Origin of the sequence: Duganella sp. CF458, assembly GCF_900113115.1 — a bacterium.
Taxonomy (GTDB): Bacteria; Pseudomonadota; Gammaproteobacteria; order Burkholderiales; family Burkholderiaceae_D; genus Rugamonas.
Genome location: NZ_FOOF01000012.1, coordinates 198,494 through 222,318, shown reverse-complemented (window position 1 = coordinate 222,318; position 23,825 = coordinate 198,494). Strand labels below are relative to the sequence as shown.

Genomic DNA, 23,825 nt, shown 5'->3' with positions numbered 1-23,825 from the left:
ATCCATCATGGACGAATCCAACAAGAGCGCCTGGTGCCGCAGCAATGGTGTATATCCGCACGAGCTGGCGCTATGGCGCGAGCAGGCGATCAACGCGCTGGGCCAGCCGGGAGAAAAGCGTTTGAGCGCCGCTGAAGCCAAGCAGGACAAGCGCCGCATCAAAGAACTTGAGCGCGAAGTACGACGCAAGGACAAGGCATTGGCCGAAACTGCGGCATTGCTGGTGCTGTCAAAAAAAGCCGAGGCGATCTTCAGCAAGTACAAGGCCGAGGACGAATGATCGCCCTCGAAGATCGCCAGACTCTGGCCCGAGAAATCAAACAAGCGTGCCAAGCCGGTGCTCGCTTGAGCGAGGCATGCGTCGCCGTTGGCCTGAGTGCACGCACGCTGCAGCGCTGGCAGGCGCACGGTGGTTTGGCAAGTGGTGACGGCCGTCCGATGGCCGAGCGCCCCATGCCATCGCACGCGCTGACGCCGAACGAGCGGGCAGCCGTCCTGGCCGCCGCCAATGAACCACGCTTTGCCGATATGCCGCCGGCCCGCATTGTTCCCATGCTGGCAGACGAAGGCATCTATTTGGCCAGCGAATCGACGTTCAGCCGGATCTTGCGCGCTCATGGCCAGACGAGTCATCGTGGCCGGGCTAAAGCGCCCCGCCAGCAACGACCACCGACCACACATATTGCCACCGCACCTGGCCAAGTGTGGTGCTGGGATATGACCTATTTGCCGGCTGTTGTGGCGGGCCGTTGGTTCTACCTGTACCTGATCCTGGATCTGTACAGCCGAAAGATCATTGGCTGGGAAGTGCATGCCGAGGATGATGCCGACCACGCCAGTCATCTGGTGCGGCGCACGGCCCTGGCTGAAGGCATCGCCATGCGTCACAACAAGCCCGTACTGCATGGCGATAACGGCGCCACGTTGAAGGCCACCACGGTGCTGGCTATGTTGCATTGGCTGGGCGTTAAGCCATCCTACTCGCGCCCGCGCGTGAGCGATGACAACGCTTTTGCCGAGGCGCTGTTCCGCACCGCCAAGTACCGCCCGGAATTCCCACCTGGAGGCTTCGCTGATTTGGCCGCCACGCGAGACTGGGCAGCGAACTTTGTCCATTGGTACAACGTCGAGCATCGGCACAGCGGTATTCGTTATGTCAGCCCGGCGCAGCGCCATGCTGGCCAGGACAAAGCCATTCTGGCAGCGCGGCACCAGCTCTATCAGGCCGCCCAGGCCCGCAATCCGGCGCGCTGGTCGGGGCACACACGCAACTGGGAACCTTGCGATGCTGTCACGTTGAACCCGGAGCGCGACCATGTCGTTTCCTCCATGGTTGCAAAGGAGATCCATACTCAACAAATTGCTGCTTGATTCAAGCGACAACTACCTTGACACGTGCCGTGTTTTCCAAGTCATCCATGTCGTTGCCTTGCGGAGCTATAGAATTCGCCGTATAACCTTTTACATTACCGTTGTCACCATAATAGACCTCATAAATTGCGACTTTGTCGCCTCTTTTCATTACTCGGTAATTCCATGTACCCATTCTACGTCTCCTTAATAATATCGAGTATATCCAGCACGCGTACTTCATCTTTCGTCTCTTCATAGATAATTCGAAGACCGCCACGCCCCTTGCCGCTGCCATTTAAATCATAGGCCGAGTTCCCTTTGTTTCGCGCTTGAGCATATGCTGACTTCCGCCTGCCTCTCCTCTCGACAATAACTCCTTGAATTTTCATATGATTGCGCCTGAACCCCCTTCAGTTTATCCACCTTCTTTGGTACCTCTCGGCTTTCGACAATTGTACGCATAAAGCTCTTTGCCGACTTTGCCCTACCTTGCATAATCCGTTGCAGTTATGAACCAGAATGTTCTGATTGCCAGCGAAGTAGGTGTGAAAGTTTGCGACTGTAAAGTTGTATGCAACTTCGCTTCGTTTCGCCTTTTCGAGGAATTCTACTGAAAGTTCTTCGCCCTTCAGGTTCATCAACACCATACCAGGGATAAGATACTGTGCATCTACCCAACCCTGATTCTTCACCCAATACGGATGGTTATCTGTTACCTCCATGCGGTGCCGATTACCGAGACCATCTTTAGTCGTCAGAACGAACAGCGGCTTGGGTTCGGTAATCATTACCTCGGTCACAGGTTTAAGCCTCGTCGCGCCAGTTGCAGGGTCACGCGCATAGACCATTTGTCCTACCACAATTCGTTCAATTGGAACCGTCCCATGCTCAGTCACAACTGGCGTTCCAGCCGGGAAGCAACAACATGCTTTAGTTGCGCGATAGGTAATCTTCGCCGTCGCAGCGGCGCCGTCCCCTGCTATCGGAGCAAGTGTCGCAAATATGCCTGCCGCGCCTAATGCAAGATCCCAGCCATCAAATTTACCAAAAGGATATTCAACTGCAGTTAGCCCAAGATCAATTACGTCTGGAATAACCCCAAGTACTGGAAACGCTCCGGCACCGCTTAGCCCAATGGGGCCCAAGTGCTGAAATTGTCATATCCAGATGCAGGGCTTAGCTACACGTCGGCTGAGGGCCTCAAGCGCAGGACGCGAACTTGCCTGGCGACAGAAGACTCGCCCGCCGGTGGATTGACATCGGATCGAAATGGCCTCCAACGCACTGGCGTCGAGCCCGCGTTGGGGGGGCCACAAGAGGCCATATGCCGAATGCCGACGCACATCGGTGCTTGCGACATGGAATGCGAGCATTTTGTCGGAGAGCATCGCGGGTATTCGGTTGATACCACACTTTTGTCAAGCCGAAGGATTGAAGCCCTGCATCAAAAGCGATCCTCGCAATGCCGCTGTCCGCTCAAGCCTCGGGGAAATCAGTTCGCGTAGTTGGTACCGGCAATTGCTTAGCCGGAACGGACGCAGAAGATATCTCTGAATTGAATGTTGGCGACCGGGACAATGATAGCTAAGCGCGACAGTGCTCACCACGAGACGAGCATGCCGCGACTTAGTCAGTTCTTTTCGCTGACTAGGCGATTCTCCAAGCGCTTGCGGCCGGCTTCGACGATGGTCTTGCAGCCTTTGGTGTCGACATAGGCGACGCTGCCTTCCTTCGCTGCGCGCTGTTGGCGCCCCCACAGGTCATTCACTTCCGGATGCGCGGCAATGGCGATGTCGCAGGAGAGGCCATCAACGGTGACGAAGCTGCTGCGCAGTTGGGCGACGACCTCGGGATGATCCGTGAAGCGGTAGCCGTCGGCCGAGACTGCGGTCAGGCTATCGACAAACACCACGTTTTTGCACTTGCCAGCTTCGCAGGACTGCCAGCTCCATGTGGTGCCGCCAGCGGTGTGGCCGGGCGTGTTGTGGGCGGTGACTGCAACTGGACCCAGTTTGATCACTTCGCCGTCCTTCACAGCGCGCACTTTTGCGGAACCAGGATAGTTCGACAGGCTGCCGAACTGCGGGTCGATCTTCGGCGATACGCCTGTACGCATGGTTTCGACGTTGTCGCTACCAGCCAGCACGGCGGCGCCGGTCAGCTTTTGCAGCGCCGAAACGCCGCCGGCGTGATCTTCGTGCGAGTGTGAACTGAGGATGTATTTCACGTCTTCCAGCTTGTAGCCCAGCGTACGGATGTTGGCAGCAACGACCTCCGCGCCTTTGGCCGTGGTGCCGTCAACCAGGACATGTCCTTGCGGCGACGTTACCAGAATCGCGCTGATGCCGGCGGTGCCGACGTAGTGCGTATTGCCATAGATGGTGAATGGCTTCTGCGGTGCGCTCCAGTCGCGTTCTTGTGCGTTGGCGACAGTCGCAAAAGCGGCCAGGATAAGGGATGCGATGACCTTCATTTTTCTCCTTTGGTGGTGATGTACAGGCCGGAGTGCATTTGCGACCCACGGTCGCCACGCCGGCAACTGCGATAAATGGGTTCGCCGGCGGCATCGCGTGCGCAGCAGGTGCAACCGCCGACATGTTCGATTTCTTCCACGCCGGATGCCCGCAACTGATATTCGGCGATGGCGCGCAGGTCGAGATGGCGGTGCGTTGGCAGCACAACTTCACGCGGCAAGGCCTCGAAGCGCTGTGCGAAGTCTTCCGCGAGTTCTTCGCTGACCTCGTAGCATGCGGCGCAAATCGTCGGGCCGACGGCCGCGACGACAGTTGTGCCCTCGCCCATTGCGGCCAGTGCTGCGGGTATGATGCCGTCGTGCAGGCCGCGCCAGCCCGCATGCACTGCGGCGATCTGCGAGCCGTCGCGGCGGGCCAATAGCAGCGGCACGCAATCGGCGGTAATGATGCTGACAGGAAGGCCGGGCACCCTGGTATGAAAACCGTCGGCATCGCCGACTTCATGCTTCGGTTCCGAAATCGCTGCGACGCGAATGCCATGGACCTGGCGCTTTGCTGGTCTCAGCTCCCACACTGGATCCAGTTCGGCAGGAACCAGCGACTCGGCGCTACCGAATCCATGTCGGACGCCAGGGATGCTGCTTAACAAACCGCTTGTGACCATATTAGCCTTTATGTGACATTTGTCGCAATCATAGGCTGATCCAGGCGGATTTGCAAGCGTGCAGAACAACGGAGTGCGATCTTAAGGATCTGTCGGCACCGGCGGGTCTGACCCTTGGGTCAGACCCTGGTTTACGGGTTTGTGAAGGAAAACCAAGAATCTGGGTCCGACCCAAGGGTCAGACCCGCGATGCCGTCTTTACTGCCCGTTTCAGCTTTCGCATTGATCCGCCCAATAAAAAAACGGCGCCCGCGAAAGCGGAGCGCCGTTAAGGGCTGATCGATCTAGTTTAGTTCCAGTCGCCGCCCAGGGATCGGATCAGGGCGACGGTGGTCACCGCGCGGTCGCCGCGCAGTTGCACTGCGCTGCGTTCGACGGCTGCCAGGTTGCGTTGCGAATCCAGCAGGTCCAGGTAGCTGGAACGGCCGGCGTCGTACAGTTTCTGCGCCAGGTCGGCGGAACGGCGCGCCGACACCAGGGCTTCGTCGATCTGCGCGGTCTGCCCGCCCAGGATGCGCAGGCCTGCCAGGTTGTCTTCCACCTCGGCGAAGGCGCCCAGCACGGTCTGGCGGTAGCCGGCAACCGATTCTTCCAGGGCCGCTTCGCTGCGCTTGACGTTGTTGCTGTTGCGCCCGCCGTCAATCAAAGGCATCGACAGCAAGGCGCCCAGCACCCACGAACGGCTGCTCCACTTGAACACATCGCTGAAGTGGCCGGATGCGCCGCCACCGTTGGCGGTGATGTTCAAGGCCGGGAACATGGCCGAACGGGCTACGCCGATGCGGGCATTCGTCGCTTCCATCGCCTTCTGTGCGGCGGCGATGTCAGGACGGCGTTCCAGCAGCGACGACGGCACGCCGGTCGGGATCGCAGGCAGCAGCGTCGAGTCCAGCAGCGGGCTGTTGCCCGCCGTGTAGGCTGCCGCCGGCTTGCCCAGCAGGACAGCCAGCGCATGCTCGGTGGTCGCGCGGCGGCGTTGCAGGCCGATCGCTTCCGCACGGGTGGTTGCCAGTTCGGTCTTGGCGCGCGAGAGGTCGAATTCACCAATGTCGCCCAGGTCGAAGCGACGCTGGTTGACCTTCACACTCTCTTCGCGCAACCGGACCGTCTGCTCCACAGTCGCCAATTCGGCGTCCGTGGCGCGCAGGCGGAAATAGGTCTGTGCCACGTCGGCTTGCAGGGACAGCAGGACGGAGCGGTAGTTCGCTTCCACCTGCGCGGCGTCGCCACGGGCCGCGGCCACATTGCTCGATACCCGGCCGAACAGGTCCACTTCATAGCTTGCCGTCAGGTTGGCGTTGTAAGTGGTCTGCGGCGCAATGTCGGTACTGGCCGGCACGCCCAGCGACAGTGCCGAATTGCGGGCACGCTGGGCGCCCAGGCCCACGCCGATTTGCGGAATGCGGTCCGCCTCGGCGATGCCGGCGATGGCGCGCGCCTGCTTGACGCGGGCGGCCGCCACGGCCAGGTTGGCGTTGTTGCGGGTCGCTTCGGCGATCAGCTCATTCAGGGCCGAGTCGCTGAAGGCCAGCCACCACTCGCCGCGCGGCTGGCGCTCGGCGTTCTGGGCCGGCTTCCAGCTGGTGCCGTCTTCGGCAGTCATCACCTGCGATTCCTTGAAGGCGGTCGGGGTGTCGACTTGCGGTTGCTTGAATTCAGGCGCGGCGCATGCGGTCAGCAGCAGTGCTGCCAGCAGCGGGGCCACACCTTTGGCAATCATACTTTTCATATTAATGGGTCCCTTCCAGTTGCGGGGCAGCGTCGGCTGCCGGGGATTTCTTCTCAAGGCGCTTGGCCAGGGTGCGCAGCAGGACGTAGAACACAGGCGTCAGGAACAGGCCGAAGAAGGTCACGCCCAGCATGCCGGCAAACACCGCCACACCCATTGCATGACGCATTTCAGCGCCCGCACCTACCGAGAACACCAGCGGTACCACACCCATGATGAAGGCGATCGACGTCATCAGGATCGGGCGCAGACGCAGGCGGCAAGCTTCCAGTGCCGCTTCCAGGATGGTGCGGCCATGGTCTTCCAGTTCCCGCGCAAACTCCACGATCAGGATCGCGTTCTTCGACGCCAACCCGACCAGCACGAACAAGGCAATCTGCGTGAACACGTTGTTGTCGCCTCCGGTCAGCTTCACGCCGATCAAGGCGCACAGGATCGACATCGGCACGATCAGGATCACGGCCAGCGGCAGGGTCCAGCTTTCGTACTGGGCAGCCAATACCAGGAACACCAGCAGCACGCACAGCGGGAACACATAGATCATGGTGTTACCGGCCAGGATCTCCTGGTAAGTCAGCTCGGTCCATTCGTAGCCCATGCCCTTCGGCAGGTTGGCCTTGACGATTTCTTCCAGCGCAGCCTGGGCCTGGCCGGACGAGAAGCCTGGAGCCGGACCGCCGTTGATCTCGGCCGATACGTAAGCGTTGTAGCGCTCTACGCGGTCAGGACCATAGCTGTCCTTGACGCGCATCAGCGACGACAGCGGGATCATCTCGCCTTTGCTGTTGCGCACCTTCAGTTGCGCGATCTGCTCGGCTTGCGAACGGAACGGGGCATCAGCCTGCACGCGCACCTGGTAGGTGCGGCCGAACTGGTTGAAGTCGTTCACGTACAGCGAACCAAGGTTGATCTGCAAGGTCTGGTAGATGGTCTGCAGCGGCACGCCCAGTTGCTTGGCCTTGGCGCGGTCGATGTCCGCGAACAGCTGTGGCACGTTGATCTGGAAGCTGGAGAACACACCGGCCAGGCGCTTGTCCTGCCACGCCTTCATCTGGATCGCCTGTATGGTCTTGTACAGGTCATCGTAGCCGGCGTTGTTGCGGTCTTCGATCATCATCTTGAAGCCGCCGGTGGTACCCAGGCCATTCACTGGCGGCGGTGGGAACACCATCACGAACGCGTCCTGCACGGCGCCCATGCGCTTGTTGATTTCCGCGGCAATCGCTTCGCCCGATTGGGACTTGTCGGTACGCTCGTGGAATGGCTTCAGCGTGGTGAACACGATACCGGCGTTCGGCGCATTGGTGAAGCCGTTGATCGACAGGCCCGGGAAGGCAACCGAAGCGTCCACGCCAGGAATTTCCTTGGCGATGTCGGACATCTTGCGAATCACCTGCTCGGTGCGTTCCAGCGATGCCGCGTCAGGCAGCTGGGCGAAGCCGACCAGGTATTGCTTGTCCTGGCCCGGCACGAAGCCGCTTGGCACCACCTTGAACATCACGCCCGCGGCGGCAGCCAGCACCAGGTACACCACGATGGAGGCCGATTTGCGCTTCAGCACGCCCTGCACGCCAGTCTCATAGCTGTGCGATGCGCGGTTGAAGAAGCGGTTGAACCAAGCGAAGAAGCGGCCGAAGATCTTGTCCATCACGCGGGTCAGCGCGTCTTTCGGTGCGTCATGTGGGCGCAGCAGCGATGCCGACAGGGCCGGGGCCAGGGTCAGCGAGCACAGTGCCGAAATCACGGTCGAAATAGCGATGGTCAGCGCGAACTGGCGGTAGAACTGGCCGGTCAGGCCGGACACGAAGGCGATCGGCACGAACACGGCGCACAGCACCAGCGCGATAGCGATAATCGGGCCGGACACTTCCTTCATGGCCTGGATGGTCGCGTCGCGAGCCGACAGGCCGTTGGCGATATTCCGCTCGACGTTTTCCACCACCACGATCGCATCGTCGACCACGATACCGATGGCCAGCACAAGGCCGAACAGCGACAGCGTGTTGATCGAGAAGCCGAAGCCGATCATCACGGCGAAGGTACCGACGATCGACACAGGCACCGCCAGCAGCGGGATGATCGATGCGCGCCAGGTTTGCAGGAAGATGATCACCACGATCACCACCAGTGCCACTGCTTCGAGCAGGGTGTGGATCACGGACTTGATCGATTCGCGCACGAACTGGGTCGGGTCGTACACGATGTCGTAGGCCACGCCTTCAGGGAAGTCCTTCTTCAGTTCTTCCATCTTGGCGCGCACATTGGCCGACAGCTCCAGCGCATTGCTGTTAGGCGCTTCGAAGATACCCAGGCCCACCGCCGACTTGTTGTTCAGCAGCGAACGCAGCGAGTAGCTGTTGGAGCCCATCTCGATACGGGCCACGTCTTTCAGGCGGGTCAGCGCGCCGTCTTCATTGGTCTTGACGATGATCTCGCCAAATTCCTCGACGGAGCTCAAACGGCCCTGGGTGTTGACGGTCAGCTGGAAGTCGGCCGACTTGGAAGGCGCAGCACCGATCACACCGGCAGCCACCTGCACGTTCTGCTCGCGGATCGCATCGACCACGTCGGACGCGGTCATGTTGCGGCCGGCGACCTTCTGCGGGTCCAGCCAGACGCGCATGGCGTAATCGCCGGCGCCGAAGATCTGCACGTCGCCCATGCCTGGAATACGGGCCAGCTGGTCTTTCACGTTCAGCACGCCGTAGTTGCGCAGGTACAGGTCGTCGTAGCGGCCGTTCGGCGACAGCAGGTGGACCACCATCGTCAGGTTCGGCGAAGACTTCACCGTGGTCACGCCGATCTGGCGCACTTCTTCCGGCAAGCGTGGCAAGGCGCGCTGCACACGGTTCTGCACCGCGGTTTCAGCCTTGTCGACGTCGGTGCCGATCTTGAAGGTCACGGTCAGCATCAGCGCGCCATCAGAGGTGTTTTGCGAGGACATGTACAGCATGTTCTCGACACCGTTGATCTGCTCTTCGAGCGGCGCGGCGACGGTTTCCGCAATCACTTTCGGGTTCGCGCCCGGGTAGACGGCACGCACCACGACGGATGGCGGCACCACTTCCGGGTATTCGGAGACGGGCAGCTTGAAGATCGAGATCAAGCCCGCTACGAAGACAATGATCGATAAAACCGCCGCGAAGATCGGTTTATCGACAAAGAAGCGAGAAAAATTCATGGATTATTCCTTGGTTTTCTTGGCATCGGCGGCGGCCACTTTCTGGGCTGCCATCGGGTCAAAGGTCATGTCGACCATTTCCGGCGTGATCGGCGCGCCTGGGCGCACGCGCTGCAGGCCGTTGACGACGATCTTCTCGCCAGCTTTCAGGCCGTTGCGCACCACGCGCAGGCCATCAACGTTCGGGCCCAGCACCACAGGACGGTATTCCGCCTTGTTGCCGGCGCCGACCACGTAGACGAACTTGCGATCCTGGTCGGTGCTGACGGCGCGGTCGTTGATCAGCACCGCTTGCTGGGTGGCAGTGCCGCCGTCCAGCTGGACGCGGGCGAACAGGCCAGGCACAAGCGCGCGTTCCTTGTTGTCGAAGGTGGCGCGCATGCGCACGGAACCGGTGCGGGTGTCGAGCTGGTTGTCGACGAATTCCAGCTTGCCCTCATGCGGGAAGCCGGCTTCGTTGGCCAGGCCGACTTTCACGGTCACCGGCTGGCCTTTGTAGGCCTGGCCGCCGACACGCAGGAAAGTGTCTTCATCGCCGTCGAAGCTGGCGTAGATCTTGTCCAGCGATACCACGCTGGTCAGCACGGCGCTCTGGTCAACCAGGTTGCCGAGGGTGATCTCCGCCTTCGACACGCGACCGTTGATCGGCGACGTTACCTGGGTGTAGGACAGGTTCAGGCGCGCCGCTTCGGCAGCCGACGAGGCGGCGCGGGCCGTGGCATCCAGCTCCTTCAGTGCCGATGCACGTTCGTCAAATTCGCGCTGCGCGATCGCTTTATCGGCCAGCAGTTTTTCGGCACGGGCCAGTTCCAGCTTGGCCAGGTCGGCCTTGGCACGCGCCGAATTGGCGGCGGCGTCGGCACGGCTGGCTTCTGCCTGGAATGGACGCGCATCGATCACGAACAGCACATCACCTTTTTTCACCTCGCTACCAGGCTTGAAGTTCACCGCAGTGATGAAGCCGCTGACGCGTGGACGGATTTCCACGCGCTCGATGGCTTCCAGGCGGCCGGAGAATTCTTGGGTTTCTGCGACGGACTTCTGCACGACAACGGCGGCCGATACTGGCGGGCCGCCTGCGGCAGGTCCCTGGCTTTCGGCCGGCTTGCTATTGGCGCTGCAACCAGACAGGATGGCCGCCGCCAGCCCGCCCATCGCCAATGCGGCAACCAGCGGCCGCACAAGAGTGGACATTTGATTCATCTTTTTCATTGTTAACCTCTTGGGGGTGAAAATTAGTTAGGAAATTCAGGCAAAAAGGGGCCCATGTGCCTCGCAGGCACTTTTTTCTAAACTTCTGTTTTAGTTAATCCAGCCTTACACCGCGGGCATTTCCGTCCCGTCGATGGCGCTGATAAAACTGGCCATCTCTTTCAATGCAAAGCCCCTGCACGCGCATTCATTCCTGGCTCCCGGCTCCTGCAGTGGCGCCGGTGGCATGCGTCTGACTGTTGTCTTTACTCCGCAGGCGATCAGTTTCGCCCCGTATTGTTCTGCTTCATCGCGTAATGGGTCGTCTTCGGCCGAGAGGATCAGGGCCGGCGGTAAATTTTTCAGCCGGCTCGATTGCAGCGGCGACGCGTAAGGGTGGGCGCGGTCGGCGGCATTCGGCAGGTAGCCGCGGTAGGCGGCGGCACAGGTATTCGCTACCTTCATCTGGTCCGGACAATTCGGCAATTCGCGCATCGAACAGGTCGAGAGGCCAGGATCGAGCATCGGCATGATCAGGATCTGCCCTGCCAGCGCCGGACCGCCGCGGTCGCGCGCCATCAGCGCCGATACAGCCGCCAGGTTGGCGCCGGCTTCGATACCGGCCGTCAGCAGCTGCTTGCCGCTCCAGGCCAGCTTGGCCTTGTTCTTCTTGGCCCAGGCCAGCACGGCGTGCGCATCTTCCACCGCCGCCGGAAACGGGCTGACGGTCGCCAGGGTGTAGTTGGTGGCCAGGATCACGTGGTCGGGATTGCACGTGACGAGGTGGCGCAGGAATTCGTCCGCCTCCTCCAGGTCGCCGGCTACGAAGCCGCCACCGTGGAAGAAAACGATCAGCGCATCGCGCTTGGCGGACGAATTCCCGGCCAGATACAGGCGTGCAGCCAGCGGCCCCTGGGCCCCGCGCACTTCGAGTTCGCGGATCTTCAGCTCCGCCGGCACCTGCGCCGTCATTCCTTGACCTCCGAGCTGGCGGATGCCAGCAGGGTGGGTGCCGGCGCCGCGCCGAAACCGACTTGCGCGCCGTGCGAGTATTCGTCGGTATACAGGACGCCTGCCAGGGCGATCGCGCCCAGCGCCAGCGATACCATTGCAAAGAATCCATCCCGGTTACTCATGACTGCTCCTTTTCTCTGAAACCGAAAGCCACTTTAAACTTTCCCATCGCGGGAGGGTCAAGCGCTTTTTTATGCTGCAATACGGTAATAATAAACTTCCACTAGAATAAGAAAAATACATTAATGTTGAATTGATTGTTCAGAATCTCGAACAATGAGAGTGGACTCATGAATAAGCTCCAAGCAATGGAAGTCTTCGTACAGGTGGTGGACGCCGGCGGCTTCACGCGCGCGTCGGAATCCCTGCAACTGCCCAAGGCCACCGTGTCGACCCTGGTGGCCGGGCTGGAAGCGGCGCTGTCGGTCAAGCTGCTGCACCGGACCACGCGCCACGTTTCCGTCACCGCCGACGGTGCCGCCTACTATGAAAGATGCCTGCGCATCCTGTCGGACGTGAAGGATGCCGAGGAGTCGCTGTCGCGCACGCGCCTGAGCCCAAGCGGCCGGCTGCGGGTCGACGCGCCGACCGGGCTGTCCAACGAAATCCTGGTGCCCGCCCTGCCTTCGTTCTTTGAACAGTACCCGGATATCCAGCTCGAACTGGGTTGCAGCGACCGTCCGGTCGATTTGATCGAGGAAGGCGTCGATTGTGCAGTGCGGGGCGGCCAATTGGCCGATTCCACCCTGATCGCACGCCGCGTCGGCCTGCTCAACTTTGTCACCTGCGCGGCGCCCTCCTATCTGGAACGATTCGGTACCCCGGCCCACCCGCGCGACCTGGAACGGCACCGCTGCGTCAACTATTTCTCGTCCAAGACTGGCAAAATATACAACTGGGACTACACCCGCGACGGCGAGCGCATTGAAATGATGCTGCCGGGCGTGGTGGCACTGAACGATTCCAACGCTTACCTGCAGGCCGGGCTGGCCGGCTTGGGCATCATCATGATGACGGATGTACAACTGGGTAACCATGGCAGGGACGGCCGGCTGGTGCGGGTGCTGGAAGACTGGGTCACCGACCCGCTGCCGATCCACGTGGTGTACCCACAGAACCGCCACCTGTCGGCCAAGGTGCGGGTGTTTGTTGAATGGGTGGCGGACCTGATGGCCAGCCACCCCCAGATGCGGTTGCGTCCTTTGGCCGCTGCCCTCCCCGTGGAGCTGACGGTATGACCGAACAAATTGTTTTCCTGGACCGCGACAGCATCATTGCCGATATCCGGCGTCCCTCTTTCGCGCATGAATGGGCCGAGTATCCAGCCTCCAGCGCCGCTGAAGCGATCGAGCGCCTGCGGGACGCCTCCATCGCGATCACCAACAAGGTGCCGCTGCGCGCCGAGGCGCTGGCCGCCCTGCCCGGCCTGAAGATGATCGCGGTGGCAGCCACCGGCACCGATATCGTCGACCTGGCGGCGGCGCGCGAGCTCGGCATCGTGGTATCGAACATCCAGGGCTATGCCCACGCTGCCGTTCCGGAGCATACCTTTGCCTTGATGCTCGCGCTGCGCCGCCAGTTGCTGGCCTACCGCGCCGACGTCGAGGCGGGGCTGTGGGAGCAGTCGCCGCGTTTCTGCCTGTTCCACCACCCGATCCGCGACCTGCACGGCAGCCGCCTTGGTTTGCTGGGCTACGGCGACCTGGGTAAGCAGGTGGCGCACCTGGGCCGCGCCTTCGGCATGCAAGTCTTGGTGCATACCCGCACGCCAACCGACGATTCGAACGTGCGCAACGTGAGCTGGGACGAATTGCTGGAAACCTCGGACGTACTGAGCCTGCATGTCCCGCTGACCGACGCCACGCGCAATATCATCGGCGCCGCCGAACTGGCGCGCATGCAGCCGAGCGCCATCCTGGTGAACACCGCCCGCGGCGGCCTGGTGGACGAAGCGGCGCTGGCGGATGCCTTGCAGCGCGGCGTGATCGCCGGCGCCGGCTTCGACGTGCTGTCGAAGGAGCCGCCGGTGCCGGACAATCCCCTCTTGCGCCTGCGCTTGCCCAACTTCCTGCTCACGCCCCATTCGGCCTGGGCCAGCGGCCAGGCCATGCAAGGATTGGCCGACCAGTTGATCGACAATATCGAATCCTTCATCGCAGGCCATCCGGCTAACCGCGTCGCATGAAGCGCGCACGCCCGAAGGCGGGAATCGGCACCTACCTTGCCATCGCATTCTGCGCGTTGGCGATCGCCATGGGCGCGATCCTGGCCGCCATTATTGCGCGCACGGCCGGCAACCAGGTCAAGGCCGACATCGGCAACGCGCTGTCGGAGCTGGCGCAGCAAGCCGCCGACAAGCTCGATCGCAATATGTTCGAGCGTTACCGCGAGGTGCAATTACTGGCGCAGCGCCCCGACATGGGCGGCGCCGCTGCGCCGGCAGCCCGCCGCGCCACACTGGAACAGCACCAGCGCAGCTATCCGCACTATGCCTGGATCGGCGTCACGGGCCGCAACGGCCGTGTGCTGGCCGCCACCGGCGCCTTGCTGGAAGACTTTGACGTCAGCGAGCGCCCCTGGTACCGCAATGCGCTGGCCGGAACCTTCGTTGGCGACGTACACGATGCCGTCCTGCTGGCCAAGCTGCTGCCCACGCCGGATAAGGGAACGCAGCGTTTCGTCGACCTGGCCTTCCCGCTGGCAGATGGCAGCGGCGTGCTGGGCGCCCACCTGTCATGGCAATGGGCACGCGAACTGGAACGGTCGGTGATCGGGCCGGCCAGCGCGCACCGCCAGGTGCAAGCGCTCATCGTCGACCGCAACGGCAAGGTCCTGCTGGGGCCGGAAGAGCTGCTGGCCAACACCCTGTCCCTGCCGAGCCAGGGTAACGGTTACCGGGTGGAACGCTGGCCCGACGGTGTCGATTACCTGGTCGGCTATGCGCATACGCGCGGCCACTCCGCCTACCCGGGCCTGGGCTGGACCGTGCTGGTGCGCCAGAGCGTCGATACCGCCTGGTCGCCGGTACGCGCCTTGCAGAAGCGCGCCTGGTGGCTGGGGGTGGGGATGGCGGCCCTGCTCCCGCTGCTGGCCTTCCCGCTCGCCCGCCGCATTGCCCGGCCATTGAGCGAACTGGCCGATGCCGCGGACCGCATCCGGCGCGGGTCGGCGGCGCAACTGCCGCAACTGGCGCCATACGCCGAGGTGCAAGCGCTATCGCGCACGCTGAACTCCCTGGTCGCCAACCTGGAGGGCCGGGTCAGCGCGCGCACCAGCCAGTTGCGCGATGCCATGCAGCGCATTGCCGCCATCATCGACACCGCGCAGGACGCCTTCATTGCGGTCGGCCCGGATGGCGATATCACCGACTGGAACCCGGCCGCAGTGCATATGTTCGGCTGGGCGCGCGAAGAAGCCGTGGGCAAGAGCTTTATCGAGATGCTGGTGCCGCAGCGTTTCCGCGCGCAGCAGGAAGCCGCGCTGGCGGCTGCGCGCGGCAGCGAAACCCCGGACTTCGGCCGCCGCGTGCAGCGCACCCTGATCCGGCGCGATGGCGAAGAACTGACGGTGGAAGCCAGCATCAGTCGCCCGGCCAACGGCCTGTACTGCGTGTTCCTGCACGATATTTCGGCGCGCCGCCAGGTCGAGGAAATGAAGAACGAATTCATCGCCACCGTCTCGCACGAGCTGCGCACGCCGATGACCTCGATCCGCGCTTCGCTATCGATGCTGGTTGACGGCGGCGCCGGCGAACTGCCGCCGGACGTGCAGCACCTGGTCAACATCGCCTACCAGAGCAGCGAACGGTTGGTGCGCCTGGTGAACGACATCCTCGATATCGAGAAGATCGAAGCCGGCAAGATGGAATTCCGCACCGACGAACTGGAGATCACGCCGCTGCTCGACGAAGCGGTCGACGCGGTGCGCGGCAGCGCAGCCCAGCGCCCGGTGGCATTGGAACGGACAGGCAGTGCACGCGGCTTGCGCGTGCGCGGCGACCATGACCGCCTGGTGCAATTGCTGGTCAACCTGCTGTCGAACGCCATCAAGTATTCGCCCCAATACAATTCCGTGACGCTGGACTGCAGCGCGGTGGCAGCTGGTGTCAGGCTATCGGTCAGCGACAATGGCCCGGGAATTCCGGAAGCGTTCCACGCGCGCGTGTTCGCCAAGTTTGCGCAGGCCGACAGTTCCGACACGCGCCTGAAAGGCGGCACCGGCCTGGGCCTGGCGATCTGCCGCGCCATCGCCGAACAGCATGGCGGCATCATCGGCTTCGATACGGAAGCAGGCCGCGGCACCACCTTCCACGTGACCTTCCCGGTGATTTAGTTCATGTTTTGCTGCCAGTCGGCCTTGCGGGTCATCACGCCCCACTTGGCCTCCTCGCGGCGCGCCCATTTGTACAAGCCGATCAGGCGCCACCAGCTATTGATCTGCCGGTAGCCGAAGTTCTCAAGGACGACGACTGCCGCCAGGATCAGCAAGTGGCCTGGACGGGGGTACAGGTGGAACGACATTTCCTCCAGCAGCAGGCCGAAGGCCGACAACAGGATGCCCAGCCCGATCGCCAGGAACAGGAAGATCAGGAACGATTCCCACGATACCCAGCCCTGCCACCAGGACACCGCCATGAAGATGTAGCCGAACAGTTCCACAAACGGGCCAAGCCATTCGAACAGCATGAAGAACGGGAAGGCCATCCAGCCTGCCACGCCGCCGTGACGGCTGAACATCAGGCCCCAGTTGGTGGTAAGGCTTTCCGACAGGCCGCGCGACCAGCGGATGCGCTGGTTGCGCAACTGCTTGTAGTCTTCCGGCGCTTCCGTCCAGCACACCGGGTCCGGTACGAACTCGATCTTGTATGGGATGCCGCGTGAACGCAGCTTGCGGTGCATGCGCACCACCAGTTCCATGTCCTCGCCGATCGCCTTCGGGTTGTAGCCGCCGACGGCCACCACCGTGTCCTTGCGGAACAGGCCAAAGGCGCCGGAGATGATCAGCATGCCGTTGATGACCGACCAGCCCAAGCGGCCGAACATGAAGGCACGCAGGTATTCGACCACCTGGAACAAGGCCCATGGATTTTTCGGCATGCCGACGCGGGTCAGGAAGCCACCGCGCACTTCACAGCCATTCGCAATGCGCACCGTGCCGCCGGTCGCCACCATCAGCGGGTCGCCAAGGAATGGCCGCACCAGGCGCTGCAAGCTGTCGCGCTGCAAGATCGAATCCGCGTCGACACAGCAGAACAAGGGGTAGCGCGCGGCATTGATGCCGGCATTGGTCGAATCGGCCTTGCCGCCATTGACCTTGTCCACCACGCGCAAGTTGGGGAAGCGCGTTGAGCGATAGATGGCTTTGACCGGCTTGGTCTCAAGCTGGATGCGATAAGCCTCGGGAAAAGGCACCAGGCCAAATTCGTCGATCATCACCTGCAGCGTTTGGTCGGTCGAGCCGTCGTTGATGACGACCACCTCCATCTCCGAATAGGAAAGCTGCAGCATCGAGCGGATCGAGGTCACGATGGTCGCCGCCTCGTTATAGGCCGGCACGATCATGCTGATCGGCGGTTCCAGCGCCGAATACACCTGCGGCAGATCGTCCAGGATCGCTTCCTGGGAGCGCCGCCGCAGCGCATACATGGCCAGGAAATTCAGCATCAGGTAGCCGCCGTTCAACAGCACGAAATACACCAGCACGCCGACGGAAACGATCTGGATCAGGAGCGGATTGGGCGTCATGCTGCCTCCAGTTCTGCCGTCACCTGGGCAATCATGTCGGCCGCATAGCGGTCGCCGGCATTGCGCAGTTCGGCCAGTTCTTCTTGCGTCAGGAAAGGCAATGCCAGCAAGGCTTGCGCCGCGCGATAGCGTACCCACCATTGAGGATCGGACAGCAAGCCCCTGAAGCGGGCCACGTCGCTGAGGTCCCCCATCTCGCCCAGCGCACGCACGGCTTGCAGGCGCACCCGCCAATCCTCGCTGGCAAGGTGGCGCCGCACGTCGTCCACCGCGCCAGGCACATGAGACATCCGCAATGCGGCCAGCACCACTTCCTGGTCATTGCTGGCGAGGTGGCTGCGCAGCTGCACCAGCGGCAAATCCATGCGTAAGGCTGCCAGCAGGCGCAGCGCGTGCGGCAACTCGGCCGGCGTCACGCGCGCCAGGGCCTCGGCCAGCACCGGCTGCCATTCGGCGCGCGCGTTCTGCAGGATATTGGCCAGCTGGGACAGCGGCCAATCGACGCGCCGTAGCAGGTGGGGTGCCATTTCATGCGCCGCTCGCGCGGCATCGGTTTGCACCAGCGCCCACAGCGCGTGGACGGAAGAAGCACTGTCGGCACTGTGCGCTGTGCGGGCCAGCGCGGCCCAGGATTGCTGGTCGCGCATATGGCCAAGCGCCAGGATCGCCAGCAGCTTTTCGGCGCGGTTGCCGCCTGCCAGCAACTCCCTCGCCAGCTTATCGCAGCCAAGGCGGCGCGCCATGCCGTTCAGCCCTTCGCTCGCCTCGCCGCGCACCGCTTGCTGCAGGTGCAGCCAAAGCTTGATGAACAGCAGGCCGTCGCGCCGCAGCAGCGCCGGCAGGTTGCCGACCGGCTCGCCTGCGATGGCGGCGTTCAGCAAGGGCCGCCATTTCAAGGTGAGCTCCTGCTCGCGGCGCTGCACGCGGCGCATTGACAGGCGCAGCCGGATGATTTCCAGCCCGACCAGCATGGTCAGCACCAGCGCACCGGCGCCGGTCCAGAATGCGACTTGCAGGTAAACGTCAGAAGGCAGCTTGTAGTCCAAGATTGGCCCCGTTGCGCACGTAGAAGTCGCCCTGGCGGGTGTGTGCCACGGCATAGGTAACGGCCCAGCGCTGGTCGAGCCAGTGCCGCCCCAGCAAGGCGGCCGAGCGCACTGTGGTCAGGCGCGTGGTGCCGGCGATGTTTGCCGCTTCCTTACCTGCTGCGAGAGAAAAGCCGACCGCGCTGCGGTCGTGGTAGTAGTAGCTGCCGCGCAGCTCCCCGCTATGCGCCGTGGTGCCGAATGCGCGCGCTGCGCGCCATGCACCGGAAAAGCTGTAGTTGCCGACGTAGCGCTCCAGCATCAGCAGGCTTTGGTTGACGTGAACATCGTTGTAGCTGCTGCTGCGCCCTCCCCCATGCACCAGCCAGCCTTTGGCGAATTCGTACTGCAAGGTCGCGCCCAGCGCGTGGCGCGCCAGGATCTGGTGGTCGCTGCTGAAGTTGCCATCGACGGATGCCGTCAGCTTGTCGGAAAGCGGCACGTCGGCGCCGGCGCTGAACTGGGTCTCGCTGATGCCGAAACGCTCGATACGTGTGGCCCCGGCGCCAAAGCCCAGCCGGGGCGCCGCCTGGTGGCGCACGGTCAGCGCTGTCTCATGCCAGTTCGCAGCCGGTCCGCTCAGGTGGTCGATCCCATGGCTAATGCCAATGGTGGTCTGGGCGGTGGCCGGAAAGGCACAGCAAGCCAGCGCCGCAAGGGCTGCGGCCTTCAAGCCGGCTCCCTCAGGTGGCGCCGCACGCGCGCCAGCAGTTCATTGGGCTGGAACGGCTTGACCACATAATCGTTGGCGCCCTGGTCGAGCGCGCGCACGATGTCCTTTTCCGTGTGCTTGGCGGTCAGCATCACGACCGGCACGTCCTGCCAACCTTCGCGTTGGCGGATGATGTGCACCAGTTCGAAACCGTCTATATAGGGAAGCATTACGTCCAGCAGCACCAATGACGGTGGCGCTGTGGCGGAGTCAATGGCCTTGCGCGCCGCCAGGCCATCGGCAGCAAGGGTGGTCTGGTAGCCTTGCCGCTGCAGGATGAAGGTCAGGATTTGGCCGATATGTTCGTCGTCTTCAATGATCAGGATGGAGGTGTCGGACATAGGTTCTCAGGATTTATTGCGCATCGAATTCCGCGGCGGCCTTGGCCGACCACAGCGCCTCATTATAGGTAGCAAAGGGGATATCGTAACGTTCGACAGAACCGTCTTCGCCGATGAAATAGGTCCACCATCCCGCTGGGTCGGGAACCAGGGCGATGTCCCTGGGTTTGCAATGCTCGTGCAAGTCATCCCCCGCATCGAGTGTGATGATGCGGGTCTTTCGGTGTCGGATCAGCGTGGCCATGGCGCATGCTCCAATGGGGTGATGCTGGCATTGTAATGCCGATTGTTCTCCGTTAACCAACTAACGGTTGAAAAGCGTTGCGCGTGGCAGCCTTCCATCAGGAGGATCGCAACATGAACGCTTCAGCCACCCAGCAACCACTCAATCCCGGCGACCAGGCGGCGCCCGGCACGCCAGGCAGCGGCGAAGGCATCTGCCCGCTCTGCAGCGGTTGCGGCAAGACGCCGGACGGCAAGGATTGTCCCAACTGCGGCGGCAGCGGCCGCATCATCGAGGGCATCGGCGGCGGTTGACCGTTAGCCCTAGCCCTAGCCCGCGCCCAGGCGCTGGCGCAGGAAGTCGATGAACAGCCGCGTGCGCGCCGGCAGGTGGCGCGTTTCCGTCAGCGCGTGCACCATAATCGGCTCCATATGCCAGTCCGGCAGCACCCGCCGCAGGCGGCCGGCCTGCACTTCCTGCTTCGCCAATAACGGGTCGAGCGCCGCAATGCACAGGCCATTGGCCGCGAACGACATGCTGAGCGCAGCGCTATTGGTGGCGTAGCGCGAATGCGCCATCACCTCCACCACTTCTTCGCCGCGAAACAGCTTGCGCCAGATATCAGGCAGCCGACTGGAGAACGAACGGCCGCACATAGTGTGCTGCACCAGGTCGCAGGCATGCTCCAGCGGCGGCATCCTGGCCAGGTAAACCGGCGAGGCGTACAGGTAGCGCGGCATCATGGCGATGCGCCGCACCACCAGGGTGGATGGCGCGGTGGGCGGCTGGCCCATGCGGATCGCCAGGTCGAAAGGCTCCGATTGCAGGTCCACGGTACGCGACGAAATATCGAATTCCATCTTGATGTCCGGGTACATATCGGCGAATTCGGTCAGCACCGGCGCCAGGTAGCCGACGCCGAAACTGGACGTCATGGTCACGCGCAGGATGCCGGCCGGCTTTTCCGACCAGTCCAGCAGCGCTTCGTGGGCGCTCATGGCCTCTTCCACGATGCCCTGGCAGCGCTTGAAATAGGCTTCGCCCGCCTCGGTCAATTCCACCTTGCGCGTCGAGCGGTGCAGCAGGCGCAGGCCGATGGATTTCTCCAGTTCGGCGATATTGCGCGACAGGGTGGAATTCGACATGTCCAGTGCCTCGGCGGCGGCGCGGAAGCTCTTGCGCTTGGCCACTTCGACAAACAGGCGCATATGGTGCAGCCGGTCCATTCATTGCTCCATTTTTGGGATACTCAATTCAATTATAAGCATTTATCCCAACAATGAAACAGTTCACAATGCGCTTACTCGACCTTTAGCAGAAAGGAAACGCAAATGAACAACCCCGAACCCACCCTGTTTGATGAATTGTGCAAGCTGCTGGCCGGCCTGGTTTTCAGGGCAGGAGGATCTCGCTGCTGACTTGCTGGATATCCCGCTTGCCGCAGAAGGCCATCGAGATATCCAGTTCGTTGCGGATGATGTCGAGGCAGCGCGTGACGCCTGCCTCGCCCATCGCGCCCAACCCGTACAGGAAGGGGCGCCCGATATAGACGCCGCGCGCCCCCAGCGCCACCGCGCGCAGCACGTCCTGTCCTGAGCGCACGCCGCCGTCCATATGAATTTCGATCTGGCGGCCGACCGCCGCCACGATGCCGGGCAGCGCGGCGATCGAGGATGGCGCGCCATCGAGCTGGCGTCCGCCGTGGTTGGAAACGATCAGCGCATCGGCCCCGCTGTTGGCGGCCAGACGTGCATCTTCGGCATCCATGATGCCCTTGATAATCAGCTTGCCGCCCCAACGCTTCTTGATCCATTCGACGTCGCTCCAGGACAGGCTTGGATCGAACTGCTGGCTGGTCCACGCGGACAACGAAGACATGTCCGACACCGATTGCGCATGGCCGACGATATTGCCGAACTGGCGGCGCGACGTGCCCAGCATGCCGGCACACCAACGCGGCTTGGTCGCCATATCGAGCATATTGGCCACGGTCAGGCGCGGCGGCGCCGACAAGCCATTGCGCAAATCCTTGTGGCGCTGGCCCAGCACCTGCAGGTCCAGCGTCAACACCAACGCCGAGCACTTTGCCGCCTTGGCGCGGTCGATCAGGCGATTGATGAAATCGCGGTCCTTCATGACATACAGCTGGAACCAGAACGGCTTGCTCGTATGCGCCGCCACATCCTCGATCGAGCAGATGCTCATGGTCGACAGGGTGAACGGAATGCCGAATTTTTCCGCCGCGCGGGCCGCCAGGATTTCGCCGTCGGCATGCTGCATGCCGGTCAGCCCGGTCGGCGCGAGCGCCACCGGCATCGCCACTTCCTGCCCCGCCATCGTGCTGCGCAAGCTGCGGTTGTTCAGGTCCACGGCCACACGCTGGCGGAACTTCAGCTTCTGGAAGTCCTCTTCATTGGCGCGGTAGGTGGATTCGGTCCAGGAGCCGGAATCGGCATAGTCATAAAACATGCGCGGCACACGGCGCTTGGCCAGGCGGCGCAGGTCTTCGATGCAAGTGATGAGTGTCATTGCTGCATATTAACGCAGGAATTGCACCACAATCATCAACATGCCCGCATTGATTGCAGTTTGCAAAGCAATACATTTCACCAGGCTCCTGCTAATTGTCTTGTGAAGTTCCGCCTTACTGACGTACTCGGCTTGCGCGAAAGCCAATCGCTCGTTGAGCCGCTCATAATCACGCTCGAGCCGGATGATGCGATCCTCCATCCGAAGGAAATGCGCTCCGGCGTCGAGCCGCACCCGTTCGACTTCGCTCCGAATGCCATCGACTTCGCGCTGGAAATGCGAGAAGTCCGCTGGCGACACCGAGTCGCGCCGCAACTCGATGGCTTTGAAAAGCAAGTCATCAACCTTAGCCTCAACTAGTGCGATCCGTACTTCCATGCTGTCATCTTTAGGCATGGCTCTCTCCCCGTCAAGCAAGCACAGCTACGATTCTGCGCGCACCAAGGCGGAGCGGATTTGAGGAAAGTCAGTGCTGCTTGAGCACTTCTTTGCGGAACCAGTCGTCGAGCATTTGCTTTTCGTGGCTATACAGGTCGCGGTCGTAACGGTTCACGCCCATCAGGTAGCCAGGGTCGGACAGCTTGCTGTCGCCGCTACTGATGACTTTACCGTCCTGCTCGATGCGATAGCGTAAATGCATGCGCGGCCAGTCGGCCTGGCCTTTCAGCACGCGGATATCGCGCACGGCGACACGGGGAAATTCTTCGCCCGCCAGGTCGATATCGAGGAAATCGACGTTCAGCACCTGCCCTGCCGGCAGCTTGGCCGACAGCAGGTTGAGGTGCTCGCGGAACAGGAACTGCATGTCGTCCCGCTTTTGGACATCGTGCGGCACATCGGTCATCTTGCCAAGATCGGCAAAAGTGACCGTAGCAGTGGCAAAGGCGCTGCTGGAAACCAGCATCAGCAAGAGGGCATGAATGAGCTTGTTCATGCCTGAAGTATAGGCCGCACACGGCAAAAAGGAAAAAGGGTCCACACCTTCCGGTATGGACCCTTTCAATTTGGTGCGGCTGGCAGGAATCGAACCCACGACCCCTTGGTTCGTAGCCAAGTACTCTATCCAGCTGAGCTACAGCCGCAAAACTTGCTTTTTCCTCGCCGCTCGACAGCGACGGGTACAACACTTACAAAAACTGGTGCGGCTGGCAGGAATCGAACCCACGACCCCTTGGTTCGTAGCCAAGTACTCTATCCAGCTGAGCTACAGCCGCAAAAACTAAATTATAACAGTCAGTTATGCATACTACCAACTTCCTGCTACTCCCCTCGCTCGACAGCAAAGGGCTCAAACTTTTACTACAAATTCTGGTGCGGCTGGCAGGAATCGAACCCACGACCCCTTGGTTCGTAGCCAAGTACTCTATCCAGCTGAGCTACAGCCGCTTAAGAAGCAGGATTATACCGCATGAATTTCGTTTTGGAAAGCTTACGTTCTACTCAACTTTCCTAGGCGAAACCGGCGTTTCCGGCTCTTTCCTGCGCAGTATCCTGTGCAAGGAGGCAGAATTATATGTGGGTGCTTCCCGCTTGTCCAGTATCGCGTCAGAATTTCTTTTATTGCCTTTCGGACATTATTACTTCA

The 23,825-nt window shown here is 61.8% G+C and carries 23 protein-coding genes, 3 tRNA genes and 1 pseudogene; 5 read left to right on the top strand and 22 right to left on the bottom strand.

Annotated features, from left to right (window positions below):
• A pseudogene (locus BM269_RS19730) lies at window positions 1-1,371 on the top strand (IS3 family transposase); the annotation flags it as partial.
• A 1-nt stretch (window position 1,372) separates the two neighbouring features.
• On the opposite strand, the gene BM269_RS29490 reads toward BM269_RS19730, so the two are convergent.
• The 10 genes from BM269_RS29490 to BM269_RS29485 form a co-directional block, all read right to left on the bottom strand.
• Window positions 1,373-1,546 carry a hypothetical protein gene (locus BM269_RS29490; RefSeq protein WP_170860433.1) on the bottom strand — a complete coding sequence of 58 codons (174 nt, stop codon included), beginning with the start codon at window positions 1,544-1,546 and terminating at the stop codon, window positions 1,373-1,375.
• A gap of 1 nt (window position 1,547) precedes the next feature.
• A complete protein-coding gene (locus BM269_RS19725) occupies window positions 1,548-1,742 on the bottom strand; it encodes a hypothetical protein (protein ID WP_090440807.1) in 195 nt (64 codons plus the stop codon).
• 21 nt (window positions 1,743-1,763) lie between these two features.
• A complete protein-coding gene (locus BM269_RS19720; protein WP_090440804.1) occupies window positions 1,764-2,498 on the bottom strand; it encodes a polymorphic toxin-type HINT domain-containing protein in 735 nt (244 codons plus the stop codon).
• A gap of 485 nt (window positions 2,499-2,983) precedes the next feature.
• The gene (gene blaSMB, locus BM269_RS19715) at window positions 2,984-3,826 is read right to left on the bottom strand and encodes an SMB-1 family subclass B3 metallo-beta-lactamase (protein WP_090440801.1); all 843 of its coding nucleotides are present in this window, start codon (window positions 3,824-3,826) and stop codon (window positions 2,984-2,986) included.
• On the bottom strand, window positions 3,823-4,491 hold the full coding sequence (locus BM269_RS19710) for a purine nucleoside phosphorylase YfiH/LACC1 family protein (protein WP_090440798.1): 669 nt from the start codon (window positions 4,489-4,491) through the stop codon (window positions 3,823-3,825). Before BM269_RS19710 ends, blaSMB begins: the two co-directional genes overlap by 4 nt.
• A gap of 289 nt (window positions 4,492-4,780) precedes the next feature.
• Entirely contained in the window at window positions 4,781-6,220 is a 1,440-nt protein-coding gene (locus tag BM269_RS19705) for an efflux transporter outer membrane subunit (protein ID WP_090440795.1), read from the bottom strand.
• Between the two features lies 1 nt (window position 6,221).
• The gene (locus BM269_RS19700) at window positions 6,222-9,401 is read right to left on the bottom strand and encodes an efflux RND transporter permease subunit (protein WP_090440791.1); all 3,180 of its coding nucleotides are present in this window, start codon (window positions 9,399-9,401) and stop codon (window positions 6,222-6,224) included.
• 3 nt (window positions 9,402-9,404) lie between these two features.
• Window positions 9,405-10,613 carry an efflux RND transporter periplasmic adaptor subunit gene (locus BM269_RS19695; protein WP_090440788.1) on the bottom strand — a complete coding sequence of 403 codons (1,209 nt, stop codon included), beginning with the start codon at window positions 10,611-10,613 and terminating at the stop codon, window positions 9,405-9,407.
• A 105-nt stretch (window positions 10,614-10,718) separates the two neighbouring features.
• Window positions 10,719-11,564, bottom strand: coding sequence for an alpha/beta hydrolase (locus tag BM269_RS19690; RefSeq protein ID WP_090440785.1), 846 nt, complete (start codon window positions 11,562-11,564; stop codon window positions 10,719-10,721).
• Window positions 11,561-11,728 carry a hypothetical protein gene (locus BM269_RS29485; protein WP_170860432.1) on the bottom strand — a complete coding sequence of 56 codons (168 nt, stop codon included), beginning with the start codon at window positions 11,726-11,728 and terminating at the stop codon, window positions 11,561-11,563. The genes BM269_RS19690 and BM269_RS29485 overlap by 4 nt, the downstream gene beginning before the upstream one ends.
• Window positions 11,729-11,896: 168 nt before the next feature.
• Between BM269_RS29485 and BM269_RS19685 the strand changes: the two genes are divergently transcribed.
• From BM269_RS19685 to BM269_RS19675, 3 genes are read left to right on the top strand one after another with little or no spacing between them, the layout of a single operon-like run.
• Complete coding sequence (locus BM269_RS19685) at window positions 11,897-12,844, top strand: LysR family transcriptional regulator (RefSeq protein WP_090440783.1); 948 nt, start codon at window positions 11,897-11,899, stop codon at window positions 12,842-12,844.
• Complete coding sequence (locus tag BM269_RS19680; RefSeq protein WP_090440781.1) at window positions 12,841-13,791, top strand: D-2-hydroxyacid dehydrogenase; 951 nt, start codon at window positions 12,841-12,843, stop codon at window positions 13,789-13,791. The genes BM269_RS19685 and BM269_RS19680 overlap by 4 nt, the downstream gene beginning before the upstream one ends.
• Window positions 13,788-15,938: a sensor histidine kinase gene (locus tag BM269_RS19675; RefSeq protein ID WP_090440777.1), complete on the top strand. Its 2,151-nt coding sequence runs from the start codon at window positions 13,788-13,790 to the stop codon at window positions 15,936-15,938. The genes BM269_RS19680 and BM269_RS19675 overlap by 4 nt, the downstream gene beginning before the upstream one ends.
• Here BM269_RS19675 and BM269_RS19670 read toward each other — a convergent pair.
• Genes BM269_RS19670 through BM269_RS19650 form a run of 5 tightly spaced genes read right to left on the bottom strand, consistent with a single transcriptional unit; the run spans window position 15,935 to window position 19,732 of the window.
• Window positions 15,935-17,350 carry a glycosyltransferase family 2 protein gene (locus tag BM269_RS19670; protein ID WP_090440774.1) on the bottom strand — a complete coding sequence of 472 codons (1,416 nt, stop codon included), beginning with the start codon at window positions 17,348-17,350 and terminating at the stop codon, window positions 15,935-15,937. The two genes, BM269_RS19675 and BM269_RS19670, sit on opposite strands and share 4 nt — an antisense overlap.
• Window positions 17,347-18,396, bottom strand: a complete 1,050-nt coding sequence (locus tag BM269_RS19665; protein WP_170860431.1) for a HEAT repeat domain-containing protein — start codon at window positions 18,394-18,396, stop codon at window positions 17,347-17,349. The genes BM269_RS19670 and BM269_RS19665 overlap by 4 nt, the downstream gene beginning before the upstream one ends.
• Window positions 18,374-19,108 carry a YaiO family outer membrane beta-barrel protein gene (locus tag BM269_RS19660; protein ID WP_090440768.1) on the bottom strand — a complete coding sequence of 245 codons (735 nt, stop codon included), beginning with the start codon at window positions 19,106-19,108 and terminating at the stop codon, window positions 18,374-18,376. The genes BM269_RS19665 and BM269_RS19660 overlap by 23 nt, the downstream gene beginning before the upstream one ends.
• Window positions 19,105-19,488 carry a response regulator transcription factor gene (locus BM269_RS19655; RefSeq protein ID WP_090440765.1) on the bottom strand — a complete coding sequence of 128 codons (384 nt, stop codon included), beginning with the start codon at window positions 19,486-19,488 and terminating at the stop codon, window positions 19,105-19,107. Before BM269_RS19655 ends, BM269_RS19660 begins: the two co-directional genes overlap by 4 nt.
• A gap of 13 nt (window positions 19,489-19,501) precedes the next feature.
• Window positions 19,502-19,732 (bottom strand): hypothetical protein, encoded by a 231-nt coding sequence (locus BM269_RS19650; RefSeq protein WP_090440761.1) that lies wholly within the window; start codon window positions 19,730-19,732, stop codon window positions 19,502-19,504.
• Between the two features lie 113 nt (window positions 19,733-19,845).
• Between BM269_RS19650 and BM269_RS19645 the strand changes: the two genes are divergently transcribed.
• Window positions 19,846-20,025 carry a hypothetical protein gene (locus BM269_RS19645; RefSeq protein WP_090440857.1) on the top strand — a complete coding sequence of 60 codons (180 nt, stop codon included), beginning with the start codon at window positions 19,846-19,848 and terminating at the stop codon, window positions 20,023-20,025.
• A gap of 15 nt (window positions 20,026-20,040) precedes the next feature.
• Here BM269_RS19645 and BM269_RS19640 read toward each other — a convergent pair whose 3' ends face one another.
• The 7 genes from BM269_RS19640 to BM269_RS19610 form a co-directional block, all read right to left on the bottom strand.
• On the bottom strand, window positions 20,041-20,937 hold the full coding sequence (locus BM269_RS19640; RefSeq protein ID WP_090440758.1) for a LysR family transcriptional regulator: 897 nt from the start codon (window positions 20,935-20,937) through the stop codon (window positions 20,041-20,043).
• A gap of 166 nt (window positions 20,938-21,103) precedes the next feature.
• Entirely contained in the window at window positions 21,104-22,240 is a 1,137-nt protein-coding gene (locus BM269_RS19635) for an alpha-hydroxy acid oxidase (protein WP_090440755.1), read from the bottom strand.
• Window positions 22,241-22,249: 9 nt separating this feature from the next.
• Window positions 22,250-22,636, bottom strand: a complete 387-nt coding sequence (locus tag BM269_RS19630) for a hypothetical protein (RefSeq protein ID WP_090440751.1) — start codon at window positions 22,634-22,636, stop codon at window positions 22,250-22,252.
• A gap of 70 nt (window positions 22,637-22,706) precedes the next feature.
• Complete coding sequence (locus BM269_RS19625; protein ID WP_090440748.1) at window positions 22,707-23,174, bottom strand: DUF3016 domain-containing protein; 468 nt, start codon at window positions 23,172-23,174, stop codon at window positions 22,707-22,709.
• Window positions 23,175-23,245: 71 nt separating this feature from the next.
• Window positions 23,246-23,322 (bottom strand) — tRNA-Arg (locus BM269_RS19620).
• Between the two features lie 55 nt (window positions 23,323-23,377).
• A tRNA-Arg gene (locus BM269_RS19615) sits at window positions 23,378-23,454 on the bottom strand.
• Between the two features lie 95 nt (window positions 23,455-23,549).
• Window positions 23,550-23,626, bottom strand: a tRNA-Arg gene (locus BM269_RS19610).
• Between the last annotated feature and the right edge of the window lie 199 nt (window positions 23,627-23,825).

Bases quoted from the DNA above. Each gene is read 5' to 3' on its own strand.
- BM269_RS29490 (WP_170860433.1), bottom strand. From the start codon at position 1,546: ATGGGTACATGGAATTACCGAGTAATGAAAAGAGGCGACAAAGTCGCA.
- BM269_RS19725 (WP_090440807.1), bottom strand. From the start codon at position 1,742: ATGAAAATTCAAGGAGTTATTGTCGAGAGGAGAGGCAGGCGGAAGTCA.
- blaSMB (WP_090440801.1), bottom strand. From the start codon at position 3,826: ATGAAGGTCATCGCATCCCTTATCCTGGCCGCTTTTGCGACTGTCGCC.
- BM269_RS19710 (WP_090440798.1), bottom strand. From the start codon at position 4,491: ATGGTCACAAGCGGTTTGTTAAGCAGCATCCCTGGCGTCCGACATGGA.
- BM269_RS19705 (WP_090440795.1), bottom strand. From the start codon at position 6,220: ATGAAAAGTATGATTGCCAAAGGTGTGGCCCCGCTGCTGGCAGCACTG.
- BM269_RS19700 (WP_090440791.1), bottom strand. From the start codon at position 9,401: ATGAATTTTTCTCGCTTCTTTGTCGATAAACCGATCTTCGCGGCGGTT.
- BM269_RS19695 (WP_090440788.1), bottom strand. From the start codon at position 10,613: ATGAAAAAGATGAATCAAATGTCCACTCTTGTGCGGCCGCTGGTTGCC.
- BM269_RS19690 (WP_090440785.1), bottom strand. From the start codon at position 11,564: ATGACGGCGCAGGTGCCGGCGGAGCTGAAGATCCGCGAACTCGAAGTG.
- BM269_RS29485 (WP_170860432.1), bottom strand. From the start codon at position 11,728: ATGAGTAACCGGGATGGATTCTTTGCAATGGTATCGCTGGCGCTGGGC.
- BM269_RS19685 (WP_090440783.1), top strand. From the start codon at position 11,897: ATGAATAAGCTCCAAGCAATGGAAGTCTTCGTACAGGTGGTGGACGCC.
- BM269_RS19680 (WP_090440781.1), top strand. From the start codon at position 12,841: ATGACCGAACAAATTGTTTTCCTGGACCGCGACAGCATCATTGCCGAT.
- BM269_RS19675 (WP_090440777.1), top strand. From the start codon at position 13,788: ATGAAGCGCGCACGCCCGAAGGCGGGAATCGGCACCTACCTTGCCATC.
- BM269_RS19670 (WP_090440774.1), bottom strand. From the start codon at position 17,350: ATGACGCCCAATCCGCTCCTGATCCAGATCGTTTCCGTCGGCGTGCTG.
- BM269_RS19655 (WP_090440765.1), bottom strand. From the start codon at position 19,488: ATGTCCGACACCTCCATCCTGATCATTGAAGACGACGAACATATCGGC.
- BM269_RS19650 (WP_090440761.1), bottom strand. From the start codon at position 19,732: ATGGCCACGCTGATCCGACACCGAAAGACCCGCATCATCACACTCGAT.
- BM269_RS19645 (WP_090440857.1), top strand. From the start codon at position 19,846: ATGAACGCTTCAGCCACCCAGCAACCACTCAATCCCGGCGACCAGGCG.
- BM269_RS19640 (WP_090440758.1), bottom strand. From the start codon at position 20,937: ATGGACCGGCTGCACCATATGCGCCTGTTTGTCGAAGTGGCCAAGCGC.
- BM269_RS19635 (WP_090440755.1), bottom strand. From the start codon at position 22,240: ATGACACTCATCACTTGCATCGAAGACCTGCGCCGCCTGGCCAAGCGC.
- BM269_RS19630 (WP_090440751.1), bottom strand. From the start codon at position 22,636: ATGCCTAAAGATGACAGCATGGAAGTACGGATCGCACTAGTTGAGGCT.
- BM269_RS19625 (WP_090440748.1), bottom strand. From the start codon at position 23,174: ATGAACAAGCTCATTCATGCCCTCTTGCTGATGCTGGTTTCCAGCAGC.